The 22,959-nt window shown below is 39.7% G+C and carries 20 protein-coding genes; 14 read left to right on the plus strand and 6 right to left on the minus strand.

The features are described 5' to 3' along the window. Positions 1-1,131 carry a CsgG/HfaB family protein gene (locus DO88_RS09390; protein WP_007378446.1) on the plus strand — a complete coding sequence of 377 codons (1,131 nt, stop codon included), beginning with the start codon at positions 1-3 and terminating at the stop codon, positions 1,129-1,131. A gap of 37 nt (positions 1,132-1,168) precedes the next feature. On the opposite strand, the gene DO88_RS09385 is transcribed toward DO88_RS09390, so the two are convergent. Continuing rightward, positions 1,169-1,684, minus strand: coding sequence for a hypothetical protein (locus tag DO88_RS09385; RefSeq protein WP_033039392.1), 516 nt, complete (start codon positions 1,682-1,684; stop codon positions 1,169-1,171). Beyond that, the gene (deoC, locus tag DO88_RS09380; RefSeq protein WP_033039395.1) at positions 1,668-2,420 is read right to left on the minus strand and encodes a deoxyribose-phosphate aldolase; all 753 of its coding nucleotides are present in this window, start codon (positions 2,418-2,420) and stop codon (positions 1,668-1,670) included. Before deoC ends, DO88_RS09385 begins: the two co-directional genes overlap by 17 nt. Positions 2,421-2,706: 286 nt before the next feature. On the opposite strand from deoC, the gene cysG reads away from it, so the two are divergent. From cysG to cysQ, 6 genes are read left to right on the plus strand one after another with little or no spacing between them, the layout of a single operon-like run. Then, the gene (cysG, locus tag DO88_RS09375; protein WP_033039396.1) at positions 2,707-4,134 is read left to right on the plus strand and encodes a siroheme synthase CysG; all 1,428 of its coding nucleotides are present in this window, start codon (positions 2,707-2,709) and stop codon (positions 4,132-4,134) included. 49 nt (positions 4,135-4,183) lie between these two features. After that, positions 4,184-5,083: a sulfate adenylyltransferase subunit CysD gene (gene cysD / locus DO88_RS09370; protein WP_033039398.1), complete on the plus strand. Its 900-nt coding sequence runs from the start codon at positions 4,184-4,186 to the stop codon at positions 5,081-5,083. Continuing rightward, complete coding sequence (gene cysN / locus DO88_RS09365; RefSeq protein WP_033039400.1) at positions 5,083-6,507, plus strand: sulfate adenylyltransferase subunit CysN; 1,425 nt, start codon at positions 5,083-5,085, stop codon at positions 6,505-6,507. The genes cysD and cysN overlap by 1 nt, the downstream gene beginning before the upstream one ends. Before the next feature lie 31 nt (positions 6,508-6,538). Next, positions 6,539-8,263, plus strand: a complete 1,725-nt coding sequence (locus DO88_RS09360) for an SLC13 family permease (RefSeq protein WP_033039402.1) — start codon at positions 6,539-6,541, stop codon at positions 8,261-8,263. 32 nt (positions 8,264-8,295) lie between these two features. Continuing rightward, positions 8,296-8,889 (plus strand): adenylyl-sulfate kinase, encoded by a 594-nt coding sequence (cysC, locus tag DO88_RS09355; RefSeq protein WP_010555008.1) that lies wholly within the window; start codon positions 8,296-8,298, stop codon positions 8,887-8,889. 9 nt (positions 8,890-8,898) lie between these two features. Beyond that, positions 8,899-9,669 carry a 3'(2'),5'-bisphosphate nucleotidase CysQ gene (gene cysQ, locus DO88_RS09350; protein ID WP_033039404.1) on the plus strand — a complete coding sequence of 257 codons (771 nt, stop codon included), beginning with the start codon at positions 8,899-8,901 and terminating at the stop codon, positions 9,667-9,669. A gap of 72 nt (positions 9,670-9,741) precedes the next feature. On the opposite strand, the gene DO88_RS09345 is transcribed toward cysQ, so the two are convergent. The 3 genes from DO88_RS09345 to DO88_RS09335 all read right to left on the minus strand — a co-directional run bounded on the left by DO88_RS09345 (position 9,742) and on the right by DO88_RS09335 (position 12,707). Beyond that, on the minus strand, positions 9,742-11,145 hold the full coding sequence (locus DO88_RS09345) for a KAP family P-loop NTPase fold protein (RefSeq protein WP_033039405.1): 1,404 nt from the start codon (positions 11,143-11,145) through the stop codon (positions 9,742-9,744). Between the two features lie 233 nt (positions 11,146-11,378). Then, positions 11,379-12,176, minus strand: coding sequence for an alpha/beta fold hydrolase (locus DO88_RS09340; RefSeq protein WP_033039408.1), 798 nt, complete (start codon positions 12,174-12,176; stop codon positions 11,379-11,381). A 168-nt stretch (positions 12,177-12,344) separates the two neighbouring features. Then, complete coding sequence (locus DO88_RS09335; RefSeq protein WP_033039411.1) at positions 12,345-12,707, minus strand: DUF7674 family protein; 363 nt, start codon at positions 12,705-12,707, stop codon at positions 12,345-12,347. A 458-nt stretch (positions 12,708-13,165) separates the two neighbouring features. Between DO88_RS09335 and DO88_RS09330 the strand changes: the two genes are divergently transcribed. The 4 genes from DO88_RS09330 to DO88_RS09315 are packed head-to-tail and all read left to right on the plus strand — an operon-like array spanning position 13,166 to position 16,662. Then, positions 13,166-13,843 (plus strand): phosphoribosylanthranilate isomerase, encoded by a 678-nt coding sequence (locus DO88_RS09330; protein WP_008133429.1) that lies wholly within the window; start codon positions 13,166-13,168, stop codon positions 13,841-13,843. A 58-nt stretch (positions 13,844-13,901) separates the two neighbouring features. Then, the gene (gene upp, locus DO88_RS09325) at positions 13,902-14,606 is read left to right on the plus strand and encodes a uracil phosphoribosyltransferase (protein ID WP_232224803.1); all 705 of its coding nucleotides are present in this window, start codon (positions 13,902-13,904) and stop codon (positions 14,604-14,606) included. Then, positions 14,603-15,517 (plus strand): EamA family transporter, encoded by a 915-nt coding sequence (locus tag DO88_RS09320; RefSeq protein WP_033039413.1) that lies wholly within the window; start codon positions 14,603-14,605, stop codon positions 15,515-15,517. Before upp ends, DO88_RS09320 begins: the two co-directional genes overlap by 4 nt. An 11-nt stretch (positions 15,518-15,528) precedes the next feature. Beyond that, complete coding sequence (locus DO88_RS09315) at positions 15,529-16,662, plus strand: alkene reductase (RefSeq protein WP_033039416.1); 1,134 nt, start codon at positions 15,529-15,531, stop codon at positions 16,660-16,662. Between the two features lie 373 nt (positions 16,663-17,035). On the opposite strand, the gene DO88_RS09310 is transcribed toward DO88_RS09315, so the two are convergent. Then, on the minus strand, positions 17,036-17,542 hold the full coding sequence (locus tag DO88_RS09310; protein WP_008133426.1) for a MarR family winged helix-turn-helix transcriptional regulator: 507 nt from the start codon (positions 17,540-17,542) through the stop codon (positions 17,036-17,038). 227 nt (positions 17,543-17,769) lie between these two features. Here DO88_RS09310 and DO88_RS09305 point away from each other — a divergent pair, with 227 nt between their 5' ends. The 3 genes from DO88_RS09305 (at position 17,770) to DO88_RS09300 (ending at position 22,839) form a co-directional block, all read left to right on the plus strand. Further along, a complete protein-coding gene (locus tag DO88_RS09305) occupies positions 17,770-21,648 on the plus strand; it encodes an amino acid adenylation domain-containing protein (protein ID WP_033039418.1) in 3,879 nt (1,292 codons plus the stop codon). A gap of 72 nt (positions 21,649-21,720) precedes the next feature. Beyond that, positions 21,721-21,882 (plus strand): hypothetical protein, encoded by a 162-nt coding sequence (locus DO88_RS18905; protein WP_007376273.1) that lies wholly within the window; start codon positions 21,721-21,723, stop codon positions 21,880-21,882. A gap of 12 nt (positions 21,883-21,894) precedes the next feature. Then, positions 21,895-22,839: a pseudouridine-5'-phosphate glycosidase gene (locus DO88_RS09300; RefSeq protein WP_007376272.1), complete on the plus strand. Its 945-nt coding sequence runs from the start codon at positions 21,895-21,897 to the stop codon at positions 22,837-22,839. The last annotated feature ends 120 nt before the right edge of the window (positions 22,840-22,959 follow it).

A 22,959-nucleotide genomic window follows, 5' to 3' on the forward strand; every position in this document is an offset into this window, starting at 1 on the left:
ATGTTAAAAGCACCACAAAAACTATTATTAACGGCACTATTAACGACCACTCTGAGCGCTTGTCAAAGCACCTCTACAAATGTCACTTCAGGTCAAAACTCACCAGACATAAATGCAGTTGCACAAGAACAATACAATGGCCCTAAAGCTCGTATTGCTGTTGCACGCTTTACCGATAAATCTAACAACTCAAAATGGTGGCGCAAAGAAATAGGCGACGGTATGGCTGATCAATTAACTACGGCTCTAGTATCAACAAACCGCTTTATTGTTTTAGAGCGCCAAGCGCTTGATGCTGTTTTATCAGAACAAGACCTAGCAGCCTCAGGTCGCGTTAGCGCTTCATCGGGTGCTGCTTATGGCGAGATTGAAGGTGCTGAAATAGTCGTGATTGCTGCGGTAACAGAATTTGATGACGATAGCTCTGGTGCAAGTGTTGGCAGTGGCGGCTTTATCGGTGATGTATTTAGCTCTGTATCTGCCGGTTTTTCGGGTTCACATATGGCAATTGATCTACGCCTTATAGATACTCGCACATCACGCATTTTAGCTGCAACGAGTGTTGAAGGGGGTAGTAAAGATTTTGATTTCACAGGCGCTGCAACCAATTTTGGTGGCGCACTCGTTGGTGGCAATATTAGTGGATGGTCTGATACCCCTAAAGAAAAAGCCCTGCGTGAAGTTATTATTAAAGCGGTTGAGTTTTTAGAAACTAAAATTCCAGATACCTACTATCGCTATAACAGTAACAACACGTTAGCACCGGGTTACACTGCGCCGCCACCAGCTACTAAACGCGCAAAAGCAGCCAGCAAGAGCGCTGTAACAGTTGATGTACCCACTCATAGAATGCCGCATTATGAAAAAATGGATTTAGCAATGTCACGCCTAAGCTTAGTTTGTTTGGGTTACCTAAGAAATCAGCCTGACTACGAAGAGTTTGAAACACAAGATGTTGAATACGATCGTAAAACAGTTATCGCGCTTCGTGAGTATCAGCAAGACAAAAAACTCAAAGTAACCGGTTTAGCTGATGAAACAACCAAAAAGTCACTTGATGACAGTGGTTGTATTGCCAAAACGAACAAATCTAGCCTCGAAAGTATAGGCAACATGTTTAAGTTTAATTAATCAGTATTAGCTTTAAGCTTAAAATTGAAAACGGCTGTTATATAGGCCGTTTTTCATCCACACGTAATAACTCACCACGATAAAAATCACACACTAACCAAATTTGCTCAAATTGATAGGTTCTTGGAAAGTTAAGGTCATCGATCACGGCTTCAAAGTCAGCTTTGCGCCAAATAGTACTCGCGTTACGAATAACAAGCCAAGTACGCTCTGAATAGTAACGTTTTTTCGCTTTTTGTTTCAGCAACCGCTCTAATGCAGCCCGCAATCTGTGTTCACTTGGCTTTTGTGCCATGTCTGCCAAATCTCGTTGCATTTGCATTGACAGCGGGCGTCCTAAAACAGCCATCGCTTCTGTTTCGCTGGCATATAGATGAGCAATTTCTATATCAAGCTGTTCATTCTCTTGATAACAACTAACGTCAGGTTTATTCGGCTCATTATGCCAAATATTACGCATATGAATGCCTTGCTGTTGCTCATAACAGCGTAAAAACAATTTAGCCGCATCATGCTCTAACTGACGCTTTTCCTCATCACTGCTGCGTTTCATTCAACACCTTGTAAACATCATTCAGTAAGCTTGAAGCACCAAACCTAAATGTATTTGCTTGCAGGTAATCATCGCCCATTATCGCGCGTGCAAGCGCTAAATAATCACTGGCATCAGCCACTGTTTTAACACCACCGGCGGCTTTAAAGCCAACATGCTTACCAGTATTTTTAATTGCACTGAGCATAATTTTTGTTGATTCAAGCGTGGCATTTACAGCGACTTTACCCGTACTGGTTTTTACAAAATCAGCACCACCTTCAATTGCAAGCTCCGTGGCTTGAGTAATAAGCGCGTCAGTTTTTAGCTCGCCGCTTTCTATTATTACTTTTAGCTGGGCGCGCGACCCACACGCTTTTTTACTTTCGCTTACATAGTTAAGTACAGTTTGAGCATCGCCCGCGATTAACTTTTTATAAGGAATAACCAAATCAATCTCATCAGCACCGCGCTCTATTGCAATAAGTGTTTCGTTAATTACATCACTTATTGGTGCATCACCCGTTGGGAAGTTAGTGACTGTTGCAACTTTTACGTGGTTAAGCCCACGTGCTGCGAGTGCTATTTTTGCATCATCAACAAAGTCGCTATAAACACATACTGCAGCAGGTGTACCTAAGGTAGGGTTTATGCTATCAACAAGTGCTTGAATGCTTTTGGTTGTATCGCTGGTATTTAAGCTTGTTAAATCCATCAGTGCGACTGCTAATGCAGCTTCTTTTTGTTGTTGTGTCATTAGAGCTCCGTTACTTCTTGAGTACAAAATTTGATATGCCTCCATATTAACAAATTAAACCAAACTCGCTATAGCTCATAACCAAACACTATAAGCTGTTTATTTTACTTGTAACTCGGCGCAATCCCTTGTTAACTAACTCTTAGGCCTAAAAAGCCCACCTATTATAACTTTTAGTTATATCAACTTGGTTTTAATTATTTTTTACTTATTGATAGCCGCTATATTCTGCTTATCAGAATAAAGCGTTTTCTTATATTTGAATTTGTTTAGGGGTCTTATTAACGTGCAGTATTTACCTATCTTTACCAAACTCGACAACAAACCAGTATTGGTTGTTGGCGGTGGAGAGGTCGCATTACGCAAATGTCGCGCGTTTTTAAAAGCGAGAGCGAGCGTTACTTTAGTAGCGCCTTGGTTTTGCGACGAACTAAAAGAGCATGCGCATAATAATGAAGTAAAGCTTATTGATGCTTATTTTGATGAGTCGCATCTCGATGGCAAAATGCTTGTTATTGCAGCAACCGACCGCGATGAAGTAAACAACAACGTATTTGAACTTGCCAATGCCCGCAATGTATTTGTAAACGTGGTTGATGACCAACCTAAATGTACGTTTATATTCCCATCCATTGTTGACCGTGACCCAATTACGATTGCTATATCAAGTGCTGGCACAGCGCCCGTACTTGCACGTCGCTTACGCGAAAAGCTCGAAACTCTTATTCCACATCATATTGGCCCACTTGCAACACTTGTCGGTGGCTTTAGAGACAAAGTAAAAAAACGCTTTAAGCATTTTTCAGACCGCCGCCAATTTTGGGAAGGCGTGTTCGACTCATCTGTCGTGAGTAAAGTACAAACCGGCGATACCCAAGCCGCACAGCAGCAACTAGAGCAAATGCTAGATGCGAAAGCAGAACCTGAAGGCGAAGTATATGTAGTAGGTGCAGGCCCTGGCGATCCAGAGCTTTTAACTCTTAAAGCACTGCAACTTATGCAACAAGCCGACGTCGTCGTTTATGACTTTTTAGTCTCTGACGAAATTATGGAACTAGTGCGCCGTGATGCTGACCTTATTTGTGTAGGCAAACGTTTAGGCGATCATAGTGTTGTTCAAGAAGATACCAACCAAATGCTGGTCGACCTTGCTAAACAAGGCAAAAAAGTATGCCGCATTAAAGGTGGTGACCCGTTTATTTATGGCCGTGGTGGCGAGGAAGTACAAGTACTAGCTGCTAACAACGTAAATTATCAAATTGTACCGGGTATTACAGCCGCTGCAGGTTGTAGTGCGTATGCGGGTATTCCGCTAACGCATCGTGACCACGCACAAGCCATTCAATTTGTAACTGGCCACTGTAAAAAAGACGGTCAAGAACTTGATTGGCAATCGCTGGCAAAAGCAAATCAAACGCTTGCTATTTACATGGGCGTAATTAAATCGCCGCACATACAAAGCGAGCTTTTAAAGCATGGTCGCAAAGCCGACACCCCTGTTGCCATTATCGAAAACGGTACACGTAAAAATCAGCGTGTAGTAACAGGCCAATTAGGCGAACTTGCCGACTTAATCCAGCGCAACAGCATTATATCGCCTGCGCTACTCATTATTGGCGAAGTAGCCGCCCTGCACTCGCAACTAGCCTGGTTTGGGGAAAACGAGCAAACAAGCAGCTTTGCACAGCCACTAACAGATGTATCAAATACATAACCGAATTTTAAATTTGTAACTTTTAATCATTTTAGTAGGACGACTAACAATGGCTTTAACTCACCTTCAGCAACTTGAAGCTGAAAGTATCAAAATCATGCGCGAAGTCGCCGCTGAGTTTGAGAACCCAGTAATGCTTTACTCTATTGGTAAAGATTCGTCGGTACTTTTGCACTTAGCGCGTAAAGCATTTTACCCTGCAAAAATTCCGTTTCCGTTATTACACGTAGACACCAATTGGAAGTTTCGTGAAATGATTGAGTTTCGCGACCGTATAGCTAAAGAATACGGCTTTGATCTACTGGTACACAAAAATCCAGAAGGCATTGAAATGGGTGTAGGCCCGTTTACGCATGGCTCGGGTAAACATACTGACATAATGAAAACCCAAGGCTTAAAGCAGGCACTTAACAAATATGGTTTTGATGCTGCATTTGGTGGCGCACGCCGCGACGAAGAAAAATCACGCGCAAAAGAGCGTGTTTATTCATTCCGCGACAAACACCACCGTTGGGATCCTAAAAACCAACGTCCTGAGCTTTGGAATACCTACAACAGCCAAGTTAATCCGGGCGAAAGCATTCGTGTTTTCCCGTTGTCTAACTGGACTGAGCTTGATATTTGGCAATACATTTATCAAGAAAACATCGAAATGGTGCCATTGTACCTAGCTAAAGATCGCCCAGTAGTTGAGCGCGACGGTACTTTAATTATGGTTGACGATGAGCGTATGCCTCTTAATGAAGGTGAAGTACCGCAAATGAAATCTGTACGTTTTCGTACATTAGGCTGCTACCCACTTACCGGTGCAGTTGAATCAACAGCCAGTACTTTAACCGAAATCATCGAAGAAATGCTGCTATCTACGTCATCTGAACGTGAAGGTCGTGTTATTGACCATGATTCAGCCGGCTCAATGGAGAAGAAAAAACGTGAGGGGTATTTTTAATGTCTAGCCAAAATAACGATACATTTAACGAAGTAAAAGAAATAGGCATAGACGCCTACCTAGCACGCCAACAAGACAAAAGCTTATTACGCATGCTTACTTGTGGCAGCGTAGATGACGGTAAATCAACATTGATTGGCCGCCTACTGCACGACAGCCACCAAATTTATGAAGATCAGCTAGCAGCCCTTCATAAAGATAACGAAAAAGTAGGTAATGCAGGTGAAGATCTTGACCTTGCATTATTAGTTGATGGCCTACAAGCTGAGCGTGAGCAAGGCATTACCATTGACGTAGCGTACCGTTACTTTTCAACGGCTAAGCGTAAATTTATTATTGCCGACACGCCTGGGCACGAGCAATACACCCGCAACATGGTAACGGGTGCATCAACAAGCGATGTCGCCATTATTTTGGTTGATGCGCGTTACGGCGTACAAGTACAAACTAAGCGCCATAGCTTTATTTGTGACTCGCTGGGCATTAAACAGTTTGTTGTTGCCGTTAATAAAATGGATATCGTTGATTTTGACGAAACCGTGTATGAAAAAATTAAGGCCGATTACCTTAAATTTGCTGAGCAACTTAACGTATCAAACATTAAGTTTGTGCCTATGTCGGCGCTTAAAGGCGACAACGTAGTAACACGCTCTGCACATACACCGTATTACACCGACAAGCCGCTACTAGAATTACTAGAAGATTCGCCAGCAGCCGAAACAGATACAGGCTTTGAAGCGCGCCTACCTGTGCAATATGTCGTGCGCCCTAACTTAAACTTCCGTGGTTTTCAGGGCACACTTACATCAGGCAAGATACATGTAGGCGATGCAATAAAAGTATTACCGTCGGGTAAAACATCAAGCATTAAAGAAATTGTTACCTTTGATGGCAACCTAGATAGCGCAGAAGCAGGCCAAGCAATTACCGTTACCCTAAATAACGAAATTGATATTAGCCGAGGGGATGTAATAGTACCTGCAAACTCAACGGCCGCTGTAACTAACCAGTTGCAAGCTAAAATTGTGTGGATGCATGAATCGCCATTAGTATTAGGTAAAAGCTATAACCTAAAACTAGGCAGCAAAAACACCTCAGCTATTGTTAAAAAGATTGATTACACAATTGATGTGAACACGCTTGAGCACGGCACTAGCGACTCATTACAGTTAAACGAAATTGCGATTGTAACACTTGAACTAACCGAAACTATTTTGGCAGACGAGTACCACAGCAATCACGAAACAGGCTCGTTTATCCTAATCGATCGCTTATCAAACCTAACAGTTGCTGCGGGTATGATTGAGCAAGTACTGCAAAGCCAAGCACAGCAAAGTAACTTTAGCGAATTTGAAGTTGAATTTAACAGCTTAGTACGCAAGCACTTTCCGCATTGGCAAGCGCTTGATATTTCTAAGTTATAAGTTAACTTTAGCCTGTTAGGAATTTAAAAGCATGGTAGAACAGCTCGTTTTAACAGGCATTATGCTTACCTTAGTCGGGTGCCTTTTTGGCACTCGTATTAATCCAGCATGGTTATTTGTAAGTGCCATTGGTACTAGTTATTTAACCGGATTAATTGATCTTGAAAGCATGTTAGTTAATTACGCTAACCCGTCGCTTATTACCTTGGTATTACTGGTATTAGTGTCGACCGCAATAGAAAAAACCACCCTAATTCAAAAGTTAGCGCAATCACTATCTAAAGGTAGTTTAGTAAAATCGGTAACAAAATTGGGATTATCAACCGCCTTTTTATCGTCGTTCACTAACAATACCGCCGTTGTTGCATCGCTTATTACCGCGATAAAAGACAATCCTAATCACTCCCCTTCAAAGCTATTATTACCACTGTCGTACACTGCTATTTTGGGCGGCACTATTACGCTTATTGGTACATCAACCAACTTAATCGTCAATGGCTTTGCTGTTGATGCGGGCATGGAACCGCTGGGCTTTTTTGACTTTACCTTAGTGGGTTTGGGCGCGCTAAGCGTAGGCCTAATTACCATTTTAGTAATGCTTAAATACTTACCCGACAACGGTAAAAGCGACCAAGAAGTCGTGCCTTTTTACCTAGAAGGTAAAGTACAAGCAAGCTCAAAATTAATAGGCCAAACCGTAGAAGAAAACGGCCTGCGTGATTTAAAAGACTTATTCCTTGCTGAAATCATTCGCGACGGGAGCCGCATTTGCGCAGTCACTCCACAGCAAATTATTCAAAAAGACGACGTGCTGCTGTTTGTAGGTGACATAAAATCGGTGCCATTACTTACCCGTTTCGACGGCCTAAAAGTAGTGCACGAAAATCATCAAAAAGACATAGAACACTTAGTAGAAGTAGTCGTAAGTCAATCTTCAAAATTTATTGGCAAAACCGTAAAAGAAGCCCGCTTTAGAGAGCAGTTTCATGCAGCCGTTATTGCTATTCGCCGTGGGCACGACCGCTTACAAGGCGGCCTTGGGCAAGTGCAATTACAAGCTGGCGACTCACTTATACTCGCACCAGGCAAAAACTTTTACAGCTTGCCTAATTTAAAGCGCGAATTTGTGTATATTTCAGGGTTTGACTTACAAGCCCACCTTGCGCCTAAACAATCAAACATTGTGTTACTAAGCTTTGCCGCAGTACTGGGTTTAAGCATTATTGGCATAGTGCCGCTGGTTAAAGGCTTATTAGTATTACTGATTGGCTTAATGCTCAGTGGCACCATAAAACTTAACGAAGTAAAACGCCGTTTTCCTATCGAGTTATTAGTGGTAGTAGGCAGCGCCATTGGCCTTGCTAAATTAATGATAGGCACCGGACTTGCCGGGCAAATATCCGACGCCATGTTTATGGTACTTGGGGATTTTGGCCCGTACGGCGCATTTATTGCCATATTTTTAATGACCGTATTATTTACCGAGCTTATTACTAATAACGCAGCAGCTGCCTTGTCGTTCCCTGTTGCTTACTCGCTCGCGGTTGGTTTTAATGTAGACCCGCTACCGTTTATTATGGCGGTTGCCTTTGGCGCATCAGCCAGCTTTATATCGCCATTTGGGTATCAAACTAATCTAATGGTTTATAGCGCGGGTAACTATCGCTTAAAAGATTACATAGTGATGGGCTTACCCCTTTCTATTATTTATTCAATCACGGTATTAACCCTGATCCCGCTGGTATTTCCGTTTTAATACCTGCGCTCACAGCATAAGAGACTCTCACTATGGATGAAAATATAGTTTGGCATAACTACGCAACGACAAAAGCACAGCGTAGTGAGCAAAAAAAACATAAGCCCGCTATTTTATGGTTTACCGGCTTTTCAGGCTCTGGCAAAAGCACCGTAGCAAACGCACTAGAAGCGGCGCTTAATCAGCAAGGTACGCACACTTACCTGCTCGATGGCGACAACGTACGCCACGGTTTGTGTAAAGATCTAGGCTTTAGCGACGAAGACCGCATTGAAAACATACGCCGCGTGGGCGAAACCGCAAAACTAATGACCGACGCTGGCTTGTTAGTACTTACTGCGTTTATATCGCCTTTTAGAGCAGAACGTGACATGGTGCGCAGCCTAGTAGATGACGGCGAATTTATCGAAGTATTTATCGATACCCCACTGGATGTATGCGAAAGCCGCGATCCAAAAGGCTTGTACAAAAAAGCCCGCGCTGGAGAGATAAAACACTTCACTGGTATCGATTCAAGCTACGAAGTGCCAAACAATCCAGAAATAATTTTAGATACAAGTAAAAACACCCTAGACCAATCGGTTACACAACTGATAACGTATCTAAAACAAAAGCACATAATATAGGTTAACCCCATGAATCAAACCGAACTGCTAGAAGAAACCCTCATCCTTGCCCGCAAAGCAGGCCAAGCGATAATGAGAATTTACGAAAAGGATTTTAACGTTGAGTACAAAGCCGATGAAAGCCCCGTAACCGACGCCGATTTAGCAGCTCATAAACTGATTGTGGCAGGGCTACACCAACTCACCCCAGACATTCCAATACTCAGTGAAGAAAACGCCGACATAAGCTGGGATGTACGCCAAACGTGGAAAAGCTACTGGTTAGTTGACCCAATCGACGGCACTAAAGAATTTATTAAAAAGAACGGTGAATTTACCGTAAACATCGCCCTAATTAAAAACGGTATTCCTATTTTAGCCGTAGTAGATGCACCCGCACTCGGCGTATCGTACTTAGCCGCCGAAGCAATTGGCGCGTTTAAAGATAAAGGCGATGAGCGAATTGAGCTTAAAGTAACCACTAAACCTAACAAAGGGTTAATTCGTGTTGTAGGCAGCCGCTCTCACCCATCACCCGATTTAGCCGAGTTTGTAAAACGCTTTGATGAGGTTGAAATGGTGTCTAAAGGCAGCTCACTAAAACTGTGTTTAGTCGCCGAAGGCAGCGCTGATATTTACCCGCGCTTAGGCCCAACTTGTGAATGGGATACGGGCGCAGGCCATGCCATCGCCGAAATAGCCGGTGCTAAAGTCACTAAACTTGATGGCAGCCCGCTTATTTATAACACCAAAGATGAGTACTTAAATCCGTATTTTGTAGTGAGTGCGATAGAAGAGTAAGCCCTGTTTTAAGTGGTTAGCTATCGGTTGTTAAAAAGACAATTGATAGCTTAACTACAACAGGACTTTATATTAACTATTGAATTTGAAGCTTTCTAGCATTTCTATCCTCTGCTTTAAACTCTCTAAATTAATCGAATTTCTAAACCCGTCAAAACTTTTTGTTAATTGTACTACATCATTCGAATAGCCTTGCTCTTCTGTACTAGTACTTTCATCAGAAATTATATCCTCATGGTACTTTAGTGCGTCTCCAATATTACCGTGGTATCTGTCGTTTTTTGCTCCAATTAAAGAGCTTTCAATTACTGCGCACGCTCTAGAATCTATTGATTTCAAACTAGGGGTTATTGAATGAAGAACTTGAATCAGGTTTTCTGGTGTATCACCTCCATTAATATACCCACTATAACTTTCGTAATAGAACTCTTTAGCAACAATCAAGAATGCCAGTAAGTCAGGGTATAGATACACATTTTCAGCTGTAGATTTAACTACTAAATTTACTTTCGCAAATAACTGCTCTACTTCCCTTAAGGACAGTTTTTTAGCTTTTGCCAATAGTTTAAAGGTATTCTTTAAGTGATCTTTTTCGTATCTAAATGCTTGGTATTGAGTTCTTTTATGAAAGAAAGTATCAAACTCAAATATTTTATAAAGCTGTTCAATAAATGCGTCTAAATCACTATCAGGTAAAATATACTCAATATCAATAAACCGCCTAAGATAACCCATTGCTTCAAACCCTGCACCGTAGACCCCTTTAACGCTATGAGACAGTTGAAGTTTATCCATTGCAATTACGAATACAAGGCCTTCAATATCTAAAAGATGTTTTATTCTCTCTAGTAACTCAATTGCGTAGGTAGGTCTGCATCGATCCAATTCATCAATAATAATAAATAATTGGCTTGTAGCTCCATCTTCATTTTTCAAAGTTTTTGACACATTTTCTTTAAAAGAAGTAATAGCCTCTTTACTCTTTGTATAATCATCCAAAAAATCTTTAGATAATCCCTCCGTGAATTTTGCTGCTTCAGCTTCAATTATTTTTTCAGCATCAATTATTCCAGCAGTAGCGAGCTTTACTAGCACGGGTAAACCTTTTTTTAAAATTTGTGCACCTGCACTCTTGGCTTTAACCCATGCCTTACTTTTCTCTTTATCTCCTTCAGCAAGAGACTCTATTTTTTTATTAACCTCGCCCAGAAATGCTTGCAGTGGATCATTAACGAAATCAGTTTCCCAAGCACTAAAGTAAATTGCCGAACAATCATTTATTTTTAGGTTAGCTTCTAACATCTCCAAAAATGTAGTTTTACCTTGTCCCCAAGGAGCATTTACGGATAAAACTATCGGTGAGCTAATATTTTTGAGGAGTGTAGTAAAGTTTTCGACATGAGGTTTTCGTCCAAGCTTATCATTCTTAAAAGGATCGTTTGGATCAATAATTATTTTATGTGATTTAAATTCCATTTATGTATTTTTCTCCGGTTCCAATATTGAAAGGCCAACTTCATAAAACTAATCACATATTTACATCAGAGAGCTCTAATGTAAACATTGCTTATCAATTGGGATGTGCAGGAAAGCTATGCCCTTCAGGAGCAGGTCTTGTTTTTAGTTTAGGACGAAAGCCAAAAAGAATGACCTAATCCAATTTACTAATTACCTACCATTAACTGAAAGCTTTCTAAAAGCAACAACCCTTAACGATTTTGCTGGGCGATAAAAGCAAGCGAGTGCTGATTGAATAAGTCAGGACGTTCCACATTACAGACATGGCCACAATGGTGAATAGTTTGCAGTACGCTGTTTTTATGACGCTTAACCATTTCTTTAACAGGGCCAAGGAACATATGATCTTCCTTACCCATAATGTACAGAATGGGAATATCAATGTCTTTTTCTTTGAAATATTGCATTAAAGGATTTACATCCATGGCTAATTTAAACCATTTTATAAACTCTTTTTGGCACAAGCGCTTTGCTTCACGAACAAACAAAAGTCGAGATTCTTTATGACGCTTTTTCGGCATCATAATAAAAGCAAATAAGCGATACAACCACATATAAGGCAGGAAGTGTTTAAAAGTATTACCTAAATAAACCAATGTATTACTGCGAGTATTAAAACGAGTAACCGCTCCACCTAGCACCATGCTAGAAACATATTGCGGCGCAATTTCAGCAATATTTCGAATAAGAATTGTGCCCAATGAAATACCAACAAAGTGTGCGCTGGTAATATTGTTATGATCTAACACATCTATGATGTCTTTAGAGACATTATTAAATGAATAATTATTATCAACAAAGTTTTGTAGTAGATTATTCGATTTGCCGTGACCGCGAAGATCAAGCAACAACACATTATATTCTTTTTTATACGCTTTAAGCTGACGAAACCAGATTGCCGAACTACCACCGGCTCCATGGACAAATACAACCCATGTTTTACTGGTTTCGTGTGGAAAAATAGTATGGAAAAGAATTTCTGTACTCATTGCTGTTAGCGGCCTATTTACTTCATTTGGCATATTCAATTGTAGGAAGTATAACGGAGTTTAATAAAAATCTCTTATGAAGTTGAGAACAATGGCTTCTACTTAACAGCTTTTGGGAGCAGATTTTGATTTTAAATGAAAACAAATAAAAACGACTTGCTTCTATTCTCAACGTATTTTAGGCGCTTGCCCGTGAAAATCTAAATACAGTTTTTTAAGTATGTCAGGAACAAGTGGCCAACCTATTTCAATTCCAATGGGAGTGGCCTTGCAAAATAAGTGCTCAACGTAATAAGTGTCTATGTACTCAAGTTCAGCAGGACTTGCAGAGTCTAATTTTAGACTCATATATGACAAGTGCTTTAGAGCATTAGTGACTTTATTTTCGTTGAATGCAAAAGTTGTTAAGTTTGCAAACTCTTCCATGCGAAAAGTAAGCGCCCAACTTTCGTGTTTATCCATTAGCGGGATCACATCTGGAAACTTACATTGTATATCCTTAATGAATCTTATTATTTCTTGCTTTTCCATATACTCCCTTGCTGCACATAGTTATACAAATGCCATTGTACCAGCTAAAAATAATTTGGTGGGGCACGGACAAAGCCAACTGTTCTTGTCCGCGTTTACGACCTCGTTAACTTAACGTTTTGATAACCATACCCACACCATATAATTTTTTAAATGCCTAAATATTGTTTTTATTTAAGACTTACGCTCAATACGTTAAGTTTTTTTAAGGCCGAAAATTATTTTTTAGTAAGCTTCCAATCGCCCTGCACCACTTCAAAAACCCACTTAAACTATTGCTTATGTTAACTTTTTAAATAATTACGATATAAAAATATCAGTCTTCAACAACTCTATGAAACAGCTAAACGTATATTAATTTAATATCTTCACATAAAGATACTTGACACAAAGTTAATTCTTACATATCTTTACGTCGAGATTCTTTACAACCCTTTAACTTTAAATTGGAGAACATTATGAAAAACATTATTCAAGTAGCTGGCATTATCGACCGAGAAGAAGCAAATCTAATGCTGGAGTCTGGCATTGAGTGGCTTGGCTTTCCTTTGCGCTTACCTTCTGGAAAAGATGATATTTCTGAAACAGATGCAATGAGCATTATTAAAGGCTTAAGTGAGCCTCAAGCCGGTGTGTTGATTAGCTATATGGTAGATGCTGAAGAAGTGAGCGGTTATTGCAGTGAGCTAGGTGTAAAAGCAGTTCAACTACACGGTGATATTAGTGTGGCAGAAATGAAAAAGCTTAGAGAGCTGCGCCCTGATCTTTTCTTATTAAAAAGCCTTGTTGTGAAAGAAGACAATGCTGAAGAGCTGTTAGAAATTGTTGATACCATGGCTGACTTTGTTGACATGTTTATCACTGATACGTTTAACCCTAAAACGGGTGCTAAAGGCGCTACTGGTTTAACGCATAACTGGGACGTAAGCGCTGAACTTGTTAGACGATCTCCAAAACCTCTAATGATGGCTGGCGGTTTAACGCCTGAAAATGTAGCTGATGCAATCTATAAGGTTAAACCAGCCGCAGTTGATTCACATACGGGATTAGAAGGTAGCGACGGCAGAAAAGATGCCGCTAAGGTGAAGAAATTCATTCGCGAAGCTGAAAAAGCATTCTCGGAGATCAATGCTTAATATAATTCACTGCCAGATTAACACCCCTAATCTGGCAGACTCAAATAGGGAGAGCGTTATGAATGCAAATCAAGTTATTCAAATATATAAAGAAGACTCACAAATACTCTCAAGTAGTGTGATCGAGTTACCGCAAACAAATAGACTAAAATACCTGCATGCAAAAATGCGTGACAAGGTAGCGAGTAAAAGCCAATTCATTTTTTATGCTGATCAAGTGTTTCGTCTGCTGATTGAAAAAAGCTTAGAATTAGTACCATTTAAAGATCTCGATGTAACTACTCCCGTGGGAGAAACATACAAAGGCAAGCAGTTTGCAGATCCAATATGTGCCGTTTCTGTGGTTCGTGCTGGTGAAAGTATGGAAAATGAGCTGCGTCATATTGACTTAAAAATTCCCATTGGAAAAATTTTAATACAACGCGATGTCGTCACAAAATTGCCAACTCTTTATTATTCAAAACTTCCGGATCATATCGCTAAATGTCGCGTGCTGATATTCGAACCTATGTTGGCGACAGGCGGCTCTGCAATTTGTGCTATTCAGGTGCTTATAGATGCTGGTGTTTTAGAAGAAAATATCATTTTTGTTAATCTTTTGTGCTCCCCTGAGGGGATTCAAAAAGTTACTCAGCAATTTAAAAAAATTCAAATAGTCACGTCTTCAATTGAAGAGTATCTAAATGGAAACGCATTTATGATACCTGGAATTGGCGACTTCGGAGATCGCTACTTCGGTACGACCGATGTGGGGGCCGTATGACAAATAAACAACTAATACTTTGGATGTTAGTTGCTATGATTGCCCCAACAATTTGGGGCAGTACATACATAGTAACGACCGAGCTATTACCGCCAGATATGCCTTTAATAGCGTCAACACTTCGTGCTTTACCTGCTGGTATTTTATTAGTACTGATTGGTCGAAAGCTACCTAAAGGCATCTGGTGGGTGCGTTCTATCGTGCTTGGCATACTTAATATTGGTGGCTTTTTTTACTGTTTATTTGTAGCAGCCTATCTATTACCCGGTGGTGTAGCTGCACTTGTTATGTCGTGCCAACCTATCATAGTCATGATACTTGGTGCGCTACTCTTTAAAGATACCCTTAATTTAAGGCAATTTATTGCTTGTGCAATTGCGGCTGTTGGAGTCGCGATGTTGGTCTTAGAACCAAATATGAATTTACCTGTTCAAGGTGTTATTGCAGGTTTAATTGGTGCCGCTTCAATGGCCACGGGAATAGTATTAACAAAAAAATGGGGCAAGCCTGCTGACGTTAATTTATATACTTTTACAGGCTGGCAACTCGTTGTAGGTGGATTATTTTTACTCCCGATTGGATTAGTACAAGAAGGCTTACCTAGTAACCTAACAGTGGACAATATAATTGGTTATTCCTACTTAAGTATCATTGGCGCCTTGTTCGCTTATATAGTTTGGTTTAAAGCTATTGAAAAACTGCCAGTTGTTACGGTGTCTTTTATATCGTTTGCAAGCCCAATCTCAGCAACATTATTGGGTTATTTTATTCTTTCGCAAAGGCTAACGATGAGTCAAACATTAGGCGCTGTCATTATTGTATTAGCCATTGTTATATCTCAAGTACAGCTGTTTAAAAAATCAAGTTCCAATTTTAATCTGGAACCATCACTAAACAAAAAAACTAGTTAAAGGAAGTAAACATGGACAACTTATTTACAGAAGCTCGTTTTGGGAAAATCAACGCAAGCAATCGCTTTGTAATGGCACCAATGAGTAGAAACAGGGCAACAGCTGAAGGATTAGCAACGCCTCTTATGGCAACCTATTATGCTCAAAGAGCAACAGCTGGGTTAATTATTTCTGAAGGTATTCAACCTAACCAAATTGGTCAAGGTTTTATGAACTCCCCAGGGCTACATAATTTACAACATGTGAAAAGCTGGCAGCCCATTACTGAAGCAGTACATAAAAGGGGAGGCAAAATTGTAGCTCAATTGATGCATTCTGGTCGTATTGGGCATCCTGAATTATACCCCAGTGCTCATCAATCAATAGCGCCTTCAGCAATTAAAGCTACCGGAGACGCTTTTACACCAACAGGGCCAAAGAGCTACCCTACACCAAAAGAAATGACATTAGATGAAATTACAGCAACCATTGAAGACTTCGCAAAATCAGCTGAATTAGCGATTCAGGCAGGTTTTGATGGGGTAGAAATACACGCAGGAAATGGTTTTTTACTTCACCAATTTATGGCAAGCAATACAAATAATAGAGCCGATCTATTTGGTGGTAGCGTCAAAAACCGTTTAAGATTTACGCTAAAAGTAGTGGCGGCTGTTACACAAGCTATTGGTGCTAAAAGAGTCGGTATTCGTATTTCTCCCGACAATACTTACAATGACATTATTGAACAAGACAGTGCAGTGCTCTACCAAACTCTTATTAGTCAGTTGCCAACTGATCTGGCGTATTTGCATATTATGGAAGCGGCTAACCGTGAGCACACTCAGCAGATCCGTAACCAATGGTTAGGTAAGCTTATATTAAACCCTCACAAATCTTGGCAAGATGGCCCTGTAACCCCTGCTATTGCATCAGATGTGTTAAATGAAAATTTATGCGATGGTGTGGCATTAGGGGCACTCTTTTTAGCAAACCCTGATTTGGTAGAACGTACTAAGTTAAATGCTTCTTTTAATAATGTAGATCCCGATACGTTTTATGGTGGCGACGAAACCGGTTATACCGATTATCCTACAATGGTAGATAAAAGTGCATCGCTATCTGAGAAACAAAGTGAATCTATATTAGAGCGTGTCGAGCTTTCGTGATTAATTTTGCAGCTGTAGGTTTGGTAGTTAGGCGAGGCAGAGTTTATGTCGTGTGATTATTCCCCATAAATAGGCGATAACGCAGCGTAAGTGCCAAACATCCGTAGCCCTTAGGTTCGTCCTAGGGGCGATTTACTCTTTGCTGCTACATAGATGTAAATAAAAGCCGTGAGTAGGGCGCGGAAGCTTTGCGCGAATTTACCTATTCTTACATAAAGATAAGTTAGTAAGGTGATGCAGGAGCGTTACCAAAGCTACCAAGTTACAAATCTCGCGCCACGATTAAATCGCTCCTCGATTGAACAAATTTTAATCCACAAAGATCAACATGCCCTAGATAGAACAAATTGTGCTCCTGAAAGGCCAACTGGCCTTATTTATAAGTAGAGCTAGAAAGGCCTAAAAGTAATTTTTTAAGTAATACTGCGAGTTGCTGCTGCTCCGACTTATCTAAAGGTGACAATAAAGACTGCCCTTTTGCGATATGCTCCTCTACAACCTGATCAATCAATTGAAAACCTTTCTCAGTTAAAGACACCATAACGCCTCGACGGTCGTTAGGATCTGAGCTGCGTGCAACCAAGTCTTTAGCTTCTAGTTTATCGATACGGTTTGTCATTGAGCCTGAGGTTAGCATTAATGTCTGCAATAGTTGATTTGGACTTAATGTAAACGGTTTTCCTGAACGCCTAATTGTCGCTAATACATCAAATTCGCCACCATTGAGGCCAAAACGGCCAAATACAGTTTGTAATTCTTTGCTAAACATTGCATCGGTACGAACGAGTCGGCCCATAACTCCCATAGGCGAAGGGTCTAAATCAGGTCTTTCTTTATTCCACTGGGCTATAACGACGTCAACAAGATCATTTTTCATCATATCTACTACTCTAATTTAAATTGATAAACCAATATAACTCACAACAACCTCTACGACAAGACTCATCACAACAAGTATCTTTACACAAAGATACTTGACATTAAGATTGTATGTATTATCTTTTACCTAACTTTGTTACATGAGAGTTATGTGTAGTACTCATTTTTAACAAGGCAATTCAAAAATTAGTCATCTATAAAATTTTAAATAAAGGAATAGGCATAGAAATGAAACTACATAACCAACTAAATCGAACCGAAAACCTTGAGCAAGATCAGATATCTTTTTTAGGAGAAAGTGATACTCGAACATTGTTTGATTTAATTCAAAAGCAAATTATTGAAACACCTGATGAAACTGCAGTAATTAGTAACCAAGGAGATTGGAGCTATAAAATGCTGGATAAAAAATCAGCTAACATTGCCTCTTTACTCCATCAGCATGGTGCTAAGCAAGGTGAATATGTTGGTTTGTTTGTCGATCCATCGCCTGACTTAATTTTTGGTGTGTGGGGAGCTATTTATGCAGGATGCGGATACCTTCCACTGTCTCCTGAATACCCTGAAAAACGTATTAGCTATATGCTAAAAGACTCTAAAGCGCGCTTAGTTTTAACTCAAGCACATTTAAAAGAGCAAATTACTGCATTGGTTAGCAGCGACATTACTGTGATTTCAATAGATGATGTTGATGATAATACGTCATATTATGCGCCACTATCACAAGATAACCTTGCTTATATGATTTACACCTCTGGAAGCACAGGTGATCCAAAAGGCGTCATCATTGAACATAGCAGTATTGTTAATCAGCTTCTGTGGCTAAAAGAAGAGCATAGCTTTAGCCAATCAACTCGTATTGTACAAAAAACGCCTTTTAGCTTTGATGCAGCCCAATGGGAGATTTTAGCTAATGCAATCGGTATTTGTGTTGTTACAAGTGAAGTAGGAATGTATCGCGATCCGCTTGCACTTATTGATTTAATCATTGAAAAACAAGTGACCGTTTTGCAATGTGTTCCTACCCTTTTACAAGCCTTGCTTGATTCGCCTTGTATTCAATTGTGCAACTCATTGTCTCACGTGTTCAGTGGGGGTGAAACGCTTACTAAACAGCTCGCCTTACAATTTTTTGAAACACTGCCTGAAAAAGATCTAATCAATTTATATGGGCCAACAGAATGCACAATAAATTCATCCAGCCATAAAGTAACGCCTCATACTTTAGAGCAAGCGTTTGATGCAATTACCATTGGTAAGCCTGTAGCCAATACTCACTACTATATACTTGATGAACAGTTAAACTTAGTTGATGAGGGTGAATCTGGTGAGCTTTATATTAGTGGTGTGCAGGTTGCTAGAGGTTATTTAAACCGTAACGATACAACACTCGAAAGATTTATATCTAATCCTCACAATAGCGAGCCTATGCATAATACGCTCTATCGCAGTGGTGATATTGTAAAACGTGATAAAGAAGGTAACACACACTTTTTAGGTCGCGCCGATAATCAAATTAAATTACGTGGTTACCGTGTAGAGCTTGATGAAATTAGACTTGCTATTGAAAAGCATGATTGGATAAAAAATGCCGCAATGGTTGTAAAAAATGACCAGCGTACCGGTTTTCAAAATCTTATTGCATGCATTGAATTAAATCATCGTGAAGCCGCTTTAATGGATCAAGGCAAGCAGAGTGAACACCATCAATCTAAAAAAAGTAAATTACAAGTTAAAGCACAACTCTCTAATGCAGGATTTAGACAACCACAAGCGCTGTTAAACTTACCCGTATTTAATTTACCAAATAAAAACGCATCAAAAGAGCAAACTGAAACTGTTTTTGCTCGTAAAACTTATCGTTACTTTGATGGTGGAAATGTGTGTGAGCAAGAAATACTTAACTTACTCAAAAAACAAAAATCAGAGATCCCTACACGCCCTGTCAGCGCATTAGAATATGATGAATTTGGTCAAATCATGAGATATTTTGGCCAGTTTAAAAGCAAGCAACGCTTACTGCCCAAGTATGGCTATGCATCTCCAGGCGCCCTGTATGCTACGCAGTTATTTTTAGAAATACATAATTTATTTAATTTAAAATCGGGTATTTATTATTATCACCCTGAACTACATACCCTGCATCTTGTACGCTCATTAGCGCCTGTAAGCACGGTTAAATTAACTTGCCATTTTTTAGGTAAACAATCAGCTATAGAACCTGTATATCAAAATAATATATTAGAAGTTTTAGAAATGGAAACAGGCCATATGCTTGGCTTATTTGATCATATTTTACCTCAGTTTGGCCTTTCAATTGGCGCTGCTAGTTTTGACAATGAATACCAAGATTACTTAGCTGTTCACGAAGATGACGCCTACTTAGGAAGTTTTGATATTAGCCAACATAGCGAAACTGACTCGCTTTCAAATGTTGAGACCTTAGTGCAAATTCAAAATGTAGATGGTTTAAATTCAGGACAATACACCGTTCAAGATAATCAGCTGACACCCCTTTCTGATCAGCTAATTGAAAAGAAAAAAGTGATTGCCATTAATCAGCAAGTCTATGATAGAGCTTCTTTTGGTATTTCTTTACTTAATCATTCTACAACGGCTTGGCGACACTATATTGATTTAGGTCGTAAGTTACAGCAGTTACAAATGAACGACTTAAACATAGGTTTAATGTCTTCTGGTTATAGCTCAAAATCTGGTAATAATTTACCTTCAGCCAATCGTATTGAAGAAATTTTATCTGATGCGAACTGTACAATGAAACCATTTTATTTTTGCATTGGTGGAAAAATTTCAGAAGAGCAAAAGCGCAGTGAAGGTATGAAAGAAGACGCTATACATATGCGTGGCCCCCTTGAAATATTGAATCATGATTTACAAAATTCGCTACCTAGCTATATGGTACCTAATAAAATTATAACTTTTGCTGAATTCCCACAAACAGCGAATGGGAAAGTCGATTATCTCGCTCTAAAAAATTCAGAGAAACTTAATAATATTGAAAATAAGGCAGCCTACATTGAGCCTCGAAATAAATTAGAAGAGAAAATAGCTGATATTTGGCTCCATGTGATGAAATGGGACAAAGTATCAGTCCAAGATAATTTTTTTGAAAGTGGTGGAAACTCTTTAACAGCCGTTACATTTATGAATACTTTAAATAAAGAGTTGAGCATTAGTATCCCAATGCAAGCTATCTTTCAAGCCCCCACTATTGAAGCACTTGCTCTTTATATTAAGCAAAACGATAACAGCTCACATAGTCGGTTGATTAATTTAAATAACTCTACACAAAAATCGCGAATTTTCTGCTGGCCTGGTTTAGGTGGGTATCCAATGAGCTTAAAACCTTTAGCTGAAAAAGTGGCCGATGAAGCGACGTTTATTGCAGTGCAAGCGCATGGCCTTAATTGTGATGAAGTTCCTTACGATACAATACAAGAAATGGCAGAAGCTGATATCAAGCTAATCAAAAATGAGCAACCAACGGGTCCTTATACGTTATGGGGATACTCTTTTGGGGCGCGTGTTGCATTTGAAGTGGCCCATCAACTTGAAGCAAGTGGCGAGACCGTGGAAGCACTTTATCTCATTGCACCTGGCTCACCTAATCTACCTCAGTATTCACAAAAAGAGCAGACACCTTGTTTTACTTCTCCTGCATTTGTCACCATTTTATTTTCAGTGTTCTTTCAAAAAATACAAGGCCCGGTATTAGAACAATGTTTATCGGCAGTGACTAATAAACAACAGTTTATTGACTTTGTATGTATGAATCATCGCACTTTGAATCGAGATGTTGTCAGTAAAATCATAGAAGTAGTCATGCGCACTTATGAGTTTAAATATACATTCACAGAGTTGCTTGAACGCCAAGTAAAAGCACCAAAAGTGATATTTAAAGCACAAGGAGATGATTATTCATTTATTGAAAACATTCCTGAGTACAACGAAAAAGAAGCGATAACACAACACTTACAAGCAGATCATTACGCATTATTAAAACATCAAGGTGTTGATGAGCTGTTTAATTGCATTGTGCAATCTCAAGGTTCTTACGAGAGCCATCGTTCATTATTAATAGCGTAAGGACGCAACATGCCGCATATCAACATACATTATTTTGATTCTCACGTATCCAGTTCTACCAAGAATAGGCTCGTGAAAAAAATTTCGGCACTGATAAGTAAAGAGTTTAAATGCAATAACGACTTTATTTCAATCGCACTGCATGCAGAGCAACCGAAAAATTGGCGACAACGTGTTTATAACAAACATATTATTCAGCAAAAATATAAATTAATTAAAAAACCAAGTTATTAGAGGAGAAATAAAATGAACAATACAAAGATAAATCTTGTTATTAAGCCTGAAATTAAACGGGCTCTTGAGTTAGGGCTTGCAGTCGTGGCGCTTGAGTCTAATGTTATAACGCATGGCTTAGATTACCCTGAAAATAAACACACCGCGTTACAAGTAGAAGCAGCAGTTCGTGAATCGGGTGCAATCCCTGCAACCATTGGAGTCGCTAATGGTAAATTACTAATTGGCATGGATGAAAGTGAGATTGAGTTATTTGCAACAACCGCAAATATACCTAAAGTCAGCACGCGTGACTTACCCGTTGTATTAGCGACTAAGCAATTGGGTGCAACCACCGTTGCCTCATCTATTATTGCAGCTGAGTTAGCAGGAATATGCTTTTTTGCATCTGCCGGCATTGGTGGCGTTCATAGAGGAGCAAACAATACGATGGATATTTCTTCAGATCTTATGCAATTTACACGTTCACGGGTTGCCGTTGTATGTGCTGGTGCAAAAAACATACTCGATCTAGGTTTAACACTTGAATACTTAGAGACCCACAATGTCCCTATTATATCTTATCAATTTGATGATTTCCCTGCATTTTACTGTCGCTCAAGTGGCTATAAAGCACCACAACGGATAGATGATGCATCTATTTTAGCCGACATAATTGAAACCCAATGGCTGCTTGATAATAAGCGCAGTGTATTAATTACAACACCCACTAAGCTCGAAGATGCCATTGATAGTGATGATGTTAATGATGCTATCAACGCGGCAATTAGCTCGGCTCAAGCGCAAGGGATCAGTGGAAATAAAGTCACTAAGTACATTATGAAAGCAATTGATGAAGTAACTAAAGGGCGTTCAGCTAAAGCTAACAGTGCCGTTTTGATCAATACAGCGCGTGTTGCAGGGCATTTAGCTGTTGCCCATGCAAAGCAATCTAGTAATAAAAGAGAAGTAGCGTAAAAATAATGGGTGAAGTTTATTGACAAATTTTTTTAATTACATATCTTTATATAAAGATACTTTACATAAACAAACTTCACCCAAGCATATTACCTACTAGATGCACACAAGGAGCTAATT

It is taken from the genome of Pseudoalteromonas sp. S3431 (genome assembly GCF_000690035.1).
In the GTDB taxonomy this organism is placed as follows: domain Bacteria; phylum Pseudomonadota; class Gammaproteobacteria; order Enterobacterales; family Alteromonadaceae; genus Pseudoalteromonas; species Pseudoalteromonas fuliginea.